We start from the raw sequence: 12,665 nt of genomic DNA, 5'->3' as shown, positions 1-12,665 counted from the left end.
GGCAGTTACCGCTCGACCACAGCAACCGCCACGATCAGTGACGGAGATCACAGCAATTCAGAATACGTTTTCCGCCACGCCGATCCGCCTTCCCGTGATCGGCAGAAATGGAGAAGGACGGTTGTCGGCCACTCGCTAACGTCGAATGCGGCAGCGAATCGAGCGGGGGGCGGAAGTGCCGGAATCGAGCGAAAACACCCATGTCGCCGTGGTGAACGACGAGGAGCAGTACGCGGTCTGGCCCGCCGGGCTCGCGCTCCCGCCGGGCTGGCGGGCGGCCGGGTTCGCCGGCACCGAGGAAGCCTGCCTCGACCACATCGCCGAGACGTGGCGCGACATCACGCCGCGCTCGGTCCGCCGGGCCGCATGAGCCGGCACGCGGTCCTCGGCGCGGGCGGGGTCGGGCTCGCGCTCGCCGCCGCGCTGGCCCGCGGCGGCGAAGACGTCACCCTGCTGCTGCGGCCCGCCTCCCTCGCGCGGTACCCCGGCACCGTGACGGTGCACCACGGCCTCCGCGCGGGCTTCGCGGTCGACGTCCCGGCCGCCGCGACCCTGACCCGGCCCGCCGACGTGCTGTGGGTCTGCGTCAAGCACCCCGACCTGACCGGCGCCCTGACGAGCGTGGCCGCCGACGTCGGCGTCGTCGTCCCGCTGCTCAACGGCACCGCGCACCTGCCCCCGCTGCGCGAGCGCTTCGGCGACCGCGTCGTCGCCGGGACGATCCGGATCGAAGCCACGCGCACCGCGGTCGGTGAAGTGCGGCAGGAATCCCTGTTCACCGAGGTCGAGCTGGCCGGCGCGCCCGGTGTCGTCACGGCGGCGCTGGCCGCGGCCGGGATCGGCTGCACCGACGGCGGCTCCGAAATCGACGTGCTCTGGCGCAAACTCGCCCTGCTCGCCCCGCTCGCCCTGGCCACGACGTGCGCGGCGGGCGCACTGGACGCCGTCCGCGCCGACGAGGACCTGACCCGGCTGATGCTGGCCTGCGCCGAAGAGGCGTGCGCGGCGGGCCGGGCCGAAGGCGCGCGGCTCGACCGCGGCCGTGTCCTGCGCGCGCTCACCCGCGCCCCGGGGCGCACCCGCACGTCGCTGCAGCGCGACGTCGCACAGGGACGCGCGGGCGAGCTCGACGCGATCGCCGGCCCGATCCGCGCGGCCGGCGCCCGGCACGGAATCCCGACCCCGGCCACCGACGAGCTCGCGCACCGGGCGCGGACGGACGCGGGCACGCCGCTGCCCGCCGGAACCCGAGAGTGAGGCAAGCGATCATGTCGCCGAAGACCGCCCTGGAAGACACGCTGCGGGAGATCCTGGTCGCCGACCTGTACGTCGACGTCCCGGCCGAGGGCATCCAGCCCGACGACAGCCTGCAGGAGACCCTCGGGCTCGACTCGCTCGGGTTCGTCGAGCTGCGCGCCCGCTGCGAGCAGCAGTTCGGCGTCGCCATCTCCGACACCGACTTCACGCCGGTGAACTTCCGGTCCATCAGCACGATCGCCGACTTCGTCGTGCGGCGGCAGGCCGGGAACTAATTCTTTCGACCGCGAGAGGACCACTGTGATCGAGGCGCGTAGGCCGGCGACGGCGGAGCAGACCGAGGTGTGGCTCGCCATGCAGCGGGAGCCGGAGTCCGCCCGGTTCACCATCCCGCTCGACCTGGAGCTCACCCCCGGCGTCGACGTCGCGGCACTGCGGGCCGCGCTCGGCGACGTCGTCGGGCGGCACCCGAACCTGCGCAGCGCCTTCGACGCCGAAGACGGGGAACTGGTGCAGGTCGTGCACGACGAGCTGCCCGTGCCGTTCGTCGAGCACCGCCGTCCCGGCCGCTACGACCGGGCCGCGGCGCTGGAGTGGGCGGCCGCCGTCGCGTCCCAGCCGTTCGACCTCGCCTCCGCGCCGCTGGTGCGCGGCACGCTCCTGCACGCCGACGACGGCGCGCTGTTCGTGCTGGCGGTGCACCACATCGTTTCCGACGGCTGGTCGCAGAACGTCCTGGTCCGCGACCTCGTGCACGCCTACCGGGAACGGCTCGCCGGACGTCGTCCGTGGGACGCGCCCGCCCCGGCCGCGGAGTCCACTGTGGACGTCCCGGCCGCCGAGCTGGCCGGGTACTGGTCGGGGCTGCTGGCCGACCAGCCGCCGTCGCTCGCGCCCATCGCGGACCGCAACCGGCCCGGTTCCGTGCCGGGCCCGGCGGGCTTCCACGAGATCGTGCTGACCGAAGACGTCCTCGACCGCGTCCGCGCGGTGGCCCGGGAGCGGATGGCCTCCCCCGCCGTCGTCGTGCTGAGCGCCTGGCTGACCCTGCTGCACGCGTGGAGCGCCACCGCGGACGGGACCACCGGCATGCTCTTCGCCGCCCGCGCCCCCGAAGACGAGGACCGCGTCGACCTGCTCGCCCGCGTCCTGCCGGTCCGCAGCGCGCTCGAGCTCACCGACACCTTCGCGGCGCTGGTCGACCGCGTCCGCGACCAGATGCTCGACTCGCTGGAGCACTCAGCCGTGCCCTCGGCCCAGTTGCGGGAGATCCGTCGCGACGGCGGTTCGGCGCTCATCGACAACAGCGTCTTCATGTACTTCCCGGAACAGGAGCTGGCCTGGACCACCGGGGACACGACGATCCGGGTCGTCGAGCACGAGACGTCGGCGGGCAAGTACGACCTGTCGCTGGCGGCGCTGGAAGGCGAGTCCCACATCCGGCTGCGGATCGACCACGACACGCTGGTCTACCGCGACAGCACGGCCGAGCTGCTGCTGGCGCAGCTGGTCAAGCTGCTCACCGACGCCGTCGCCGACCCGGAAGCGACCTGCGGCGCGCTGGTCGCGGCGTGCGACCCGTTCGTGCCGTCCCGCCCGGCGACCGAGTGCGAGCCGGTCAACCGCGTGCTGCTGCACGACATGGTGCGCCGCCAGGCCGAGCTGCGCCCGGACGCGGTGGCCGTGCGCTACCACGACGAAGTCCTCACCTACGCCGAGCTCGTCGCGCGGGCCGCCGAGGTCGCGAACTGGCTGCGTGCCGAAGGGCTCGGCGCCGAGTCGCTGGTGGCGCTGCTGCTGCCGCCGGGCCCGGCGTCGGTCGTGTTCTGGCTGGGAACGCTCATGGCGGGCGCGGCGTACCTGCCGCTGGACCCGGCCTACCCCGACGCGCAGCTGCAGATGGTGATCGACGACGCGCGGCCGCGGCTGGTGGTCGGCGCACCCGGCTTCGTCGAGCGGGTACGGCTGCCGAAGTGCCCGATCTACCTGGTCGACGAGGCGCTCGCGGAAGCCGCCCGCCACCCGAGCACCCCGCCGGAGGTCGAGATCGACCCGGCGACGGTGTTCAACGTGCTGTACACGTCCGGGTCGACGGGCCGGCCGAAGGGCGTGGTGTGGCCGCACTCGGGGTTCATCCGGCTGCTCAACCGCCCGGACTTCGTGCCGTTCCACCACACCGACGTCGTCTCGCAGCTTTCGCCGTTGAACTTCGACGGCGCGACCTACGAGGTGTGGGGCGCGCTCACGCACGGCGCCGAGCTGGTGATCTTCGACAAGGAGCTGACGCTGAGCCCGCCGGAGCTGCGGACGGCGTTCCGCGAGCGCGGGATCACGACGCTGATCGTGTCGACGCCGCTGCTCAACCGGCTGATCGAGGACGTCCCGGACCTGTTCACCAGCCTGCGGCGGGTGTACTTCGGCGGGGAGATCATCTCGGTGCCGCACCTGGAGAAGGCGCTGCGGTGGAGTGCGCCGGGGACGATGCTGCACAGCTACGGGCCGACGGAGAACTCGTTCACGACGACGTGGATGCCGGTCACGGAGATCGAGGAGAACACGCGGACGCTGCCGATCGGCTCGGTGGTCCCGGAGACCGACGGCTACGTGGTGTTCGACCACGCGACGATGCGCCAGGCACCGCGAGGCGTGCCGGGCGAGCTGCTGCTGGGCGGCAGGGGCGTGACGCGCGGCTACCTCGGCAACGCGCGCGAGACGGCGCGGCGGTTCATCCCGGACCCGTATTCGAGGGTGCCGGGCGCGCGGCTGTACCGCACGGGTGACCGGGTCCGCCGGCTCCCGGACGGGCGGCTGGAGTTCATCGGCCGCAACGACAACCAGGTGAAGATCCGCAGCCAGCGCGTCGAGCTGGGCGAGGTGGAGTCGGCGCTGGCGGCGCACGCGTCGGTCGAGGCGGCGTTCGTGACGGTGTGCTTGAACAGCCGCAAGGAGAAGGAGATCGCGGCGTACGTGGTGCTCGGGCCGGGCGGCACGACCGAGGAGTTGCGGCGGCACGCTCGTGAGGTGCTGCCGGTGTTCGCGGTGCCGCGGTACCTGGTGGCGCTGGACCGGATGCCGCTGACGCCGAACGGCAAGATCGACCGCCGCCGGTTGCCGGAGGCCAATGCCGCGGCCGCCCCGGCCCCGGCCCCGGCCCCGGCTGCGGTCATGCCGGCCGCCCCGGTGGCCGCGGTGGCGGAGTCCACTGTGGATCTGGTGCGCGAGGCGTGGGCGGAGCTGCTGGAGCACGACACGTTCGCGATGGACGACAACTTCTTCGACGTCGGCGGGCATTCGCTGATCCTGGTGAAGCTGCAGGCGGGGCTGCGGAAGCGGTTCACCACGGCCCCGACGATCGGTGAGCTGCTCCGGCACACGACGGTGCGGGCGCAGGTGGCGTTGCTGGCGAACGTGGCGACGGTGAAGGGCGCGGTGGGCGGCCCGGCCGACGCGGATCGCTCTGCGCAGGCCGCCGCGGCAGCCGCAGCGGGCAGCCCGGCAGCCGCGGCGGGCAGCCCGGCAGCCGCGGCGGGCAGCCCGGCAGCCGCAGCGGGCAGCCCGGCAGCCGCAGCGGGCAGCCCGGCAGCCGCAGCGGGCAGCCCGGCAGCCGCAGCGGGCAGCCCGGCAGCCGCGGGTGGCTCGGCGGCGGTGCCCTCCGCCGCCACTCCCGCGGGCGGTAACAGGGGCGCCACCGAGCCACCCGCGGCCGCGACCACCTCGACCGGCGACCAGGTCATCGCCGTCTCGGCCAGGTCCGAAGCCGCCCTTGCCGAGGCGCGGCGGCGGCTCGCCGACCACCTCGACGCCATGCCCGGCCTCGACCTGGCCGGAGTGGCCGCGACCCTCGATCGCGGGCGGGAACGGTTCACGCACCGGTTCGCCGTCGTCGCCGGGTCCCCCGCCGCGGCCGCCGCCGGGTTGCGGGACGGCGTCCTCAGCACCCTCCCCGTCGCCGCCGGGGTCGTCGACCGGACCCGGGATGCCCGGCTCGTCCTCGCCTTCGGCCCCGGCACCCCAGAAGACCGCCTCGGCGAGACCGATCCCGGCCTCTCCCCCGCCGCACGCGTCTTCTGCGCCCAGCACACTGCCGTCACCGACCTGACCGGCCGGGGGGCCGTGCCCGACGTCGTCACCGGGACCGGGGTCGGGCACCTCACCGCCGCCGTCGTCGCCGGGCTCCTGTCCTACGCCGACGGTCTGCGGCTCGCGATCGCCCTCGACGAACCCGCCACCCTCACGGCGACCGTCGAAGCGGTCGACTTCGCCGCCCCGGCCGTCCCCATCGCCACCGCCGACGGCATCGCAGCCGCCGGACGGCCCCTCGACGCCAAGCTGTGGGTCAAGCACCTCACCTACCACGGCGACCCGGCGGAGCTGCTGGCCGCCGCGACCGGCACCCGCCCGGCGGTGGTCGTCGACCTCGGCGACGGCGGTTTCCTCACGGCCGCCTCCGCGCGGCCGGACCTCACGGGCGTCCCCGGCGGCGATGCCCTCGCGGCGTCGGCCCGGTTGTGGTGCACCGGCGTCGACATCGGGCTGACCGACGGCCGCGCCCGCCGAGTCCGGCTCCCCGGCTACCCGTTCGCCCGGCCGGACACCCCGGAACCACCCGCGCCGGCGCCGGTTCGCGACACCCTCGCGGCCGCTTGGGAGGCGGTCACGGGCGAACCGCCGCGCGGGACGTTCCCGCCGGCCCGGCTCGCGCAGCTGCACCATCGGCTCCGCCTCGCCTTCGACGAGGTCCCCGACGTCGCCACCATGGCGTCCACAGTGGACTTCGACGGCCTCGCCGCACTGCTCGCCGCCACGGCGAAGGTCACGGCTCGTCCCTTGGGCGGGTGACCCGGCACGACTTCGTCCCTTCCGGGTGATCTCCGGACGGCGGCGGCCCGCCACCCTGGGCCGCCTGCGCCGGGCGGCACTTTCACGTGAAAGTGCCGCCCAGGGGCGTGCCGCCGCCGTCTGCCTGTGGAGGGTGCCGCATGGTGCGAGTCTCGCTCACCGATGTCCCGGTCCGAGTACCCGTGCGGGGACGGCGACGGCGGTCCACCGGCCGCGGGCAGCCGCCGCCGATCCCGTTGCCGCCACCGGACTCCCGCGGCACCTCCGCCCCGCCACCGCGGGCCCTGGTCGTCCTGCTCGGAGCCGCGGCCGCGGTCGTCGTGCTGGCCGGGCTGCGTGCCGTCGCCTGGCTCGCCGGGCCCGTGTTCCTCGCCCTCGTCGTCGTCATCACCCTCGATCCCGTCCGGACCTGGCTGCGCGGCAAGGGGCTGCCGCGCTGGCTCACCGTCGCCGTGCTGGTGGCCACCGTCTACACGGCGCTGCTCGCGGTGTTCGTCGTGGTCGTGGTGTCCCTCGCGCAGCTGTCGGCCGTGCTCCCGCGCTACGCCACCCGGATCGACGCCCTGCTGCGCGACGGCCTCACGGTCCTCGGGGTCGGTCCCCAGCAGGTCCGCGACCTGCTGACGTCGGTGGACGCGGGCAAGCTGGCCGGCCTGGCCGCGTCCCTGCTGGCTGGCGTCGGCAGCCTGGTCACGAACCTCGCGTTCCTGCTGGCCCTGCTGTTGTTCCTGGGCACCGAGTCCGCGTGGGCCGGGCAGCGGCTGGGCCGCATCGCGCGCGATCGGCCGTGGATCAGCGCGGCCCTGCGCCGTTTCGCCACCGGTACCCGCACCTACCTGCTCGTGACCACCGTGTTCGGCGGCCTGGTCGCCGCGCTCGACACCGCCGCGCTCGCCGTGCTCGGCATTCCCGGGTCCGTGCTGTGGGGACTGCTGGCCTTCGTGACGAACTACGTCCCCAACGTCGGCTTCGTGATCGGCGTGGCCCCGCCCGCCGTGCTCGCACTGCTCGACGGCGGCTGGCGGCCCATGGTCGTGGTGCTCGTCGTCTACTCGCTGCTGAACTTCGTGGTGCAGTCCCTGATCCAGCCCCGGTTCGTCGCGGGCTCGGTCGGGCTGTCCACTCTGGTCACCGTGCTCGCGCTGGTGTTCTGGACGTGGCTGCTGGGCCCGCTCGGCGCCGTCCTCGCCGTGCCCGCGACGCTGCTGGCCAAGGCGCTGCTGGTGGACGTCGACCCGCGGGCCGGATGGGCGGACGCGCTGCTCTCGGCACCCGGGCGGGAGTGAGGTTCAGGTCAGGCCGTGCTGGCGAGCGACGACCACGGCCGAGCGGCGGTTGTTCACCCCGAGCTTGCCGTAGATGGCCCGCACGTGGGTCTTCACCGTGTTGACCGAGACGGTGAGGTCGGAGGCGATCTCATCGAGGGACCGCTGGGACGGCAGCCGCTGCAGCACGACCTGTTCGCGGTCGGTCAGCTCGCTGGGCGGGGCGTGCGGGACGAGGCGGCCGCGGACCGACTGCGCGAACCGGTCCAGCGCTCCGAACCCGCCCGAGTGGTCGATCAGCAGGTGCCCGACGCGGGGTTCGGCGAGCGCGAACGGGCGGGTCAGCGAGTTCGGCCGGGCGAGGGTGAGCGCACGGTCCAGCGCGTGCAGCGCCTTGGTCCGCCGGTGTGAGCGCAACGCGAGCGCCGTCTCGGCCAGGCACGTGTCCACCGGGGTCGCGGGCAGCAACGCGGGTGTCGCCGTCGTGTGGCGGAGGACGGCTTCGGCCGCGTCGGTCTCGTCGGCGGCGAGGTGGGCGCGCACCTGCAGCAGGGCCAGCTCCGCGGTGCCCGGCAGCCGCTCCTGTGCCCAGGCCAGCACTTCCGCCGCGTGCAGGGCTTCACCGAGTGCGAGGGCCGCGTGGTGTTCGGCCACGGCGCACACCGCGGTCAGCTCGCGGGGCAGGTCGAGTCCGGCGAGCCGGTGCCGGGCCGCGCGCATCGCCTCCGAGCCCGCCGCGCGCTCGCCCTCGTCGAACCGTGCCACGCCTTCGAAGAAGCACCGCAGGCGCTCGATCACCGGTGCGGCGCCGGGTACTTCCGCCCGCGCGGCCTGGGCCAGTTCGCGGCCGGCGGCCACCGGTTCGCAGCGCATGAGATCGTCGTAGGACAGCATCAGGTGGCACTCGGCGACGCCGGGAGTGCGCCGCCAGCCGTGCCGCCGCGCGACGGCGAGGGCGCCCGTGCAGGCCCGGCGCATCGCCGCGTGGTCACCGGCCAGCGCGGTGGCGACGGCGAGCGCGAGCCTGCTGTGCAGCACGAGGTGGTCGAGCCGCTCGCCGTGGGCCAGCCGGAGGGCTTCCGCGGCGCGGGTGACGGCGTGGCGGCGGGCACCCCGGTACAGCGACCGCCAGGCGAGGTCGAGGGTTTCCCACGCGTCGATTTCCGGGGACCGCTCCGTCGGCGGTCCGGCCGTGTCCGACGGCCGCTTCCCGGTCAGCATGGCGAGATGGCGGACGGCGAGCGGACGCAGGCCGTCTTCGCCGCCGGGGGCGCCGAGTTCGGCGGTGGCCGCTTCGAGCTCGCCGCGCTGCAGGTGCTCAAGCGCCGAGGCCAACCGCAGCCGCGGGCTGGCGGCGACCGTCGCCGCGCCGAGGTGGGTGAGGGCGACGCGGACGGGTTCGCCGTCGCCGGTCAGGACCAGGCGGGTGGCGTGGTCGCGAGCCAGGGTCAGCACGCGTTGCCGGTCGTGGCCCGCGACGGCGTGGGACAGCGCGTCGCCGAAGCGTCCCTCCCCGGCGTACCAGCGGGCGGCGGTGCCGTGCAGCCGCCGCACCCGTGCCGGGCGGCGCCGGGCCAGTTCCGCGCGCAGGAAGGCGCGCAGCAGCGGCGGCAGCCGGTAGGTGTCGGCCGGGGTGCGGGTCACCAGCCCGGTCTCGCGTTCGAGCTGGTCCAGCGTCTCCCCGGCGTCGGTGCGGCCCGACAGCCGTGCGGCGAGGGCCGCGCTCACCGTGTCGCAAACGCTGATGCACAGCAACAGGTCCGAGGTGGACAGCGGCAGCCGCGAGAGCACTTCGTCGGCGAAGAACCGCGCCACCGCTCGTTCGTCGCCGCTGACGGAGGCGACGAGCTCGTCGGCGTTCTCGGCGTCGCGCACCGATACCGCGGCCCAGCCGAGGGCGGCGGCCCAGCCCGCGGTGCGTTCGGTGAGCTCGCGGACGCGGTCGTCACCGACCGCGGCGCCGGTGGCCCGCAGCAGGTTCGCCGTTTCCCGGGCGCTGAACCTCAGGTCGGCGGCGCCGACGCGGGACAGCGTGCCCTCGACGTGCAGGCGCGCGAGCCGCAGCCTCGGCTCGACGCGGGTGACCAGCACCAGCCGCGGTCCCGGCGGCAGGTGACGGGCCAGCGCGGCGAGGGCTTCGCGCGCCTCGGCGCCGACGATCTCGTGGAGGTCGTCGAGCACCAGGCGGACCGTGACGCCGGTGAGGGCGTCCCCGAGGTCGGCGAGGAACTCCGTGCGCTGCCCGGGTCCCGGCGGGTCGAGCCGGTGCAGCGGGTTGGCGCCGGGGACGGCCGGGCAGCGGCGCAGCGCGGCCAGGATCGCCGCCCAGAGACGGTGTTCGTCGTTGTCGTCGCGGTCGAGCGACACCCAGGCGACGTCCCGGCCGTGCCCGGCCCAGCCGGCCAGCGCCGTGGTCTTGCCGGACCCGGCCGGGGCCCGGAGCACAGTCACCGGCCGGCGGGTGGCGCGGTCGAACACGGCCGCGAGCCGCGGGCGGGGCACGAAGATCCGCGGCACGCGCGGCACCGTCACCTTGGCGCCGGGGATGCGCCGCGACCGCGACGTCGTTCGAGCGGGCACGGTCACCTCTCGGCTGGGGAAGGGGGAACGACTGTACTGATCAGCGGTCACCAGATTTCGTAGGTCGCCTCGTCGCCGTGCACGATGACGGCCCAGATGACCAGGACGTCGAGGGCGATCACGACCACCCCCCAGACCGGGTAGGCGGACAGGAACGCCAGCTGCGCCAGCGCGTTGAAGCCCGCGAGGGCGACGGTGACGACGCGGGCCCACTGAGCGCCGGTGAACAGCGCGATGCCGGCGAGCACGGCCAGGACTCCGACGATCAGGTGCACCCAGCCCCAGCCGGCGAGGTCGAAGACGAGCAGGCCCGACGGTCCGAGCACGTAGTAGTTCCGGTCGAACAGCGCGACCAGCCCTTCGACGACGTTGAACAGGCCGGCCAGCACCGTGATCGCCCCGGCGAACCAGATCCAGCCGACCCGCCGCGACCGGGCGACGGCCCGGTTTCCCGGCGGGGGCGGCGGGGGCGTCCCGGCTCCGGGTGCGCCGGAGCGGTGCTGCGTGTGTTCGCTCATGGTCCCTCTCTCCGTGGGGTACGGGCGGTGCGGACCGGGGCGATCATGGTCGGTCCGGCGTCCGGACGGCCTCGCCCGCGCCAGGTGAGATCAGGGCGTCCGGCGGAGCGGGCGGACTCATGCGGGCCGGGCGATGCCGCCGCCGCGGGCCGGGAGCACAGTCCCGCCCGGACGAGGAGAACCCCGACCGGAAGGACGAACCATGACTTCGCTGACCGTGTGGACGTTCCCGGCCGCCGACGGCGCCGATAAGGCACTCGGGTTGCTGCGGCAGCTGAGCAAGCAGCAACTGATCTCGATCACCGACGCCGCCTGCGTGAGCTGGCCGGAAGGGCGGAAGAAGCCGAAGACCACGGACCTGGGCTCGCTGACCGGCGCCGGCGCGCTCGGCGGCGGGTTCTGGGGCCTGCTGTTCGGATTGATCTTCCTGGTCCCGTTGCTGGGCATGGCCGTCGGCGCGGCGATCGGGGCGCTGACCGGGTCGCTCGCGCACGTCGGGATCGACGAGCAGTTCATCGACACCGTGCGGGCGCGGGTCACGCCCGGGACGTCGGCGCTGTTCGTGATGGCGAGCGACACGGTGGTGGACCGGGTCGTCGAGCCGTTCAAGGAGACCGGGGCGTCGCTGCTGACGACCAACCTCTCCGCCGAGGAGGAGGCGCGGCTGCGCGAGGCGTTCGGTGACGCCCCGCGGCCGCACCACGCATGACCGGGCCGGACCGCGGCGACGCCCCCGAGCGCCGCCGCGGCCACCCGCGAGGCCGCCCTGCCCGGCCTCCGCCGCTCACGTTGCCCGCCGCGCGCCGCGCGGTCGTCACCCGTGGTGGATGACCCGCGCTTCACCCCGCGTGGGCGACGCCCCCGGCGTCGCGGCGGCCGAAGATCCCCCCATGCCGCACACCGGGACGGACTCCGCCGAACGTGTCGCCTGTGGCCGCGCCGCCCGCTCCGCCGTCGCGCGGTCGGAGCATGCCGAGTTCCCCGCGCCCGGTGCCCGGGCCGATCCCCTGGTGCTGCTGGCCCGCCAGGATCACGGGCGGGTGCCGGAACTGCTGCCGGTCCGCTACGGGCGGCTGGCCGCCTCCCCGCTGGCCTACTTCCGCGGTGCCGCCCTGCCGATGGCCGCCGACCTGGCCGCGACCCCGCGCACGGGCCTGCTGGTGCAGGCGTGCGGCGACGCCCACCCGGGCAACTTCGGCCTGGTCGCCGCGCCGGGGCGGCGGCTCGTGCCCGACCTCGTGGACTTCGACGAAACCCTGCCCGCGCCGTGGGAATGGGATGTCAAGCGGCTGACCGCCGGGCTCGAGGTCACTGGGCGGGAGACCGGGCACCCCCCGGCGCAGCGCCGCCGCACCGCCCTGGCCGCGGTCGAGGCCTACCGCGAGGCGATGCACGGCTTCGCGGGCCGGACGGCGCACGAAATCCGCCACGCCCGCCCCGATCCCGGTCCGCTGCGGGTGGTCGCGGGCCGCCGCCCGGCCGGGCGGGTCCGGCCCGGGCCGCTGGTGCCGGCGAGCCGGATCGGTGGCGACGGCGACCCGGCGACGCTGGCCGACCGGCTCGGGTCCGTGCTGGCGCGGTACCAGCGTGGGCTGGGTCCGGGCCGCCGGGAGCTGCTCGCGGGGTACCGGCTGGCTGAGGTCGCCCGCCGGGTGCCCGACGTAGGCCGCATCGGTACCCGGTGCTGGCTGGCGGCACTGGTGGGTCCGGGCGCGCCGCTGGTGCTGCAGGTCAAGGAAGCGGGGAGTTCCGTGTTGCAGGAGTACACCGGGGCCGCGCCGGGGTGCGCGGGCCGGCGGGTGGTCACCGGACAGCGGCGGACGCAGGCGGTCGGCGACGTCTTCCTCGGCTGGGCCCGCACCACGCGGTTCGACGGCCGGGCGCGGGACTTTTCCGTCCGCCGCCTGCCGGACGGGCGGGCCGGCACCGACGTCGCCGCCATGACGCCGAACGTGCTGCGGGCGCACGCCCGGCTGTGCGGGTGGACGCTGGCCAAGGCCCACGCCCGGACCGGCGACGCGGTGGCGATCGCCGCCTACCTCGGGTTCGGACCGGTGTTCGCCGAGGCCGTCCGGGAGTTCGCGGTGGCCTGCGCGGACCAGAACGAGCGTGACCACGCGGCCTTGCGCGCCGGGATCCGCCGCGGCGACGTCACGGCGGCGACCCGGTGAGTCATTCCCGAATCGGCATTCCCGGAAATCGGCGG

General features: G+C 75.0%; 9 protein-coding genes. 7 read left to right on the top strand and 2 right to left on the bottom strand.

From position 1 onward, the window contains the following. The first annotated feature begins 175 nt into the window (after window positions 1–175). The 5 genes from QP939_RS39760 to QP939_RS39740 all read left to right on the top strand — a co-directional run bounded on the left by QP939_RS39760 (window position 176) and on the right by QP939_RS39740 (window position 7,382). Window positions 176–370 carry an MbtH family protein gene (locus tag QP939_RS39760; RefSeq protein WP_285451689.1) on the top strand — a complete coding sequence of 65 codons (195 nt, stop codon included), beginning with the start codon at window positions 176–178 and terminating at the stop codon, window positions 368–370. Further along, on the top strand, window positions 367–1,257 hold the full coding sequence (locus tag QP939_RS39755) for a ketopantoate reductase family protein (RefSeq protein ID WP_285451688.1): 891 nt from the start codon (window positions 367–369) through the stop codon (window positions 1,255–1,257). Before QP939_RS39760 ends, QP939_RS39755 begins: the two co-directional genes overlap by 4 nt. 11 nt (window positions 1,258–1,268) lie before the next feature. Continuing rightward, complete coding sequence (amcB, locus tag QP939_RS39750) at window positions 1,269–1,532, top strand: cispentacin biosynthesis acyl carrier protein AmcB (RefSeq protein WP_285451687.1); 264 nt, start codon at window positions 1,269–1,271, stop codon at window positions 1,530–1,532. Between the two features lie 25 nt (window positions 1,533–1,557). Further along, complete coding sequence (locus tag QP939_RS39745; RefSeq protein ID WP_285451686.1) at window positions 1,558–6,096, top strand: non-ribosomal peptide synthetase; 4,539 nt, start codon at window positions 1,558–1,560, stop codon at window positions 6,094–6,096. Between the two features lie 140 nt (window positions 6,097–6,236). Next, on the top strand, window positions 6,237–7,382 hold the full coding sequence (locus tag QP939_RS39740; RefSeq protein WP_285451685.1) for an AI-2E family transporter: 1,146 nt from the start codon (window positions 6,237–6,239) through the stop codon (window positions 7,380–7,382). A gap of 3 nt (window positions 7,383–7,385) precedes the next feature. Here QP939_RS39740 and QP939_RS39735 read toward each other — a convergent pair whose 3' ends face one another. After that, window positions 7,386–9,941: a winged helix-turn-helix domain-containing protein gene (locus tag QP939_RS39735; RefSeq protein ID WP_285451684.1), complete on the bottom strand. Its 2,556-nt coding sequence runs from the start codon at window positions 9,939–9,941 to the stop codon at window positions 7,386–7,388. 47 nt (window positions 9,942–9,988) lie between these two features. Next, a complete protein-coding gene (locus tag QP939_RS39730) occupies window positions 9,989–10,459 on the bottom strand; it encodes a DUF7144 family membrane protein (protein ID WP_285451683.1) in 471 nt (156 codons plus the stop codon). 202 nt (window positions 10,460–10,661) lie between these two features. Between QP939_RS39730 and QP939_RS39725 the strand changes: the two genes are divergently transcribed. Both QP939_RS39725 and QP939_RS39720 read left to right on the top strand, forming a co-directional pair. Beyond that, a complete protein-coding gene (locus tag QP939_RS39725; RefSeq protein ID WP_285451682.1) occupies window positions 10,662–11,168 on the top strand; it encodes a DUF1269 domain-containing protein in 507 nt (168 codons plus the stop codon). A 181-nt stretch (window positions 11,169–11,349) separates the two neighbouring features. Next, complete coding sequence (locus tag QP939_RS39720) at window positions 11,350–12,630, top strand: DUF2252 domain-containing protein (protein WP_285451680.1); 1,281 nt, start codon at window positions 11,350–11,352, stop codon at window positions 12,628–12,630. The last annotated feature ends 35 nt before the right edge of the window (window positions 12,631–12,665 follow it).

The sequence above is a fragment of the Amycolatopsis nalaikhensis genome, assembly GCF_030264295.1.
Lineage (GTDB): Bacteria > Actinomycetota > Actinomycetes > Mycobacteriales > Pseudonocardiaceae > Amycolatopsis > Amycolatopsis nalaikhensis.
Note: the sequence above shows the minus strand (reverse complement) of the source record. Positions and strands in the feature narration are given on the sequence as shown.

Bases quoted from the DNA above. Each gene is read 5' to 3' on its own strand.
- QP939_RS39755 (WP_285451688.1), top strand. From the start codon at position 367: ATGAGCCGGCACGCGGTCCTCGGCGCGGGCGGGGTCGGGCTCGCGCTC.
- amcB (WP_285451687.1), top strand. From the start codon at position 1,269: ATGTCGCCGAAGACCGCCCTGGAAGACACGCTGCGGGAGATCCTGGTC.
- QP939_RS39740 (WP_285451685.1), top strand. From the start codon at position 6,237: ATGGTGCGAGTCTCGCTCACCGATGTCCCGGTCCGAGTACCCGTGCGG.
- QP939_RS39730 (WP_285451683.1), bottom strand. From the start codon at position 10,459: ATGAGCGAACACACGCAGCACCGCTCCGGCGCACCCGGAGCCGGGACG.
- QP939_RS39725 (WP_285451682.1), top strand. From the start codon at position 10,662: ATGACTTCGCTGACCGTGTGGACGTTCCCGGCCGCCGACGGCGCCGAT.
- QP939_RS39720 (WP_285451680.1), top strand. From the start codon at position 11,350: ATGCCGCACACCGGGACGGACTCCGCCGAACGTGTCGCCTGTGGCCGC.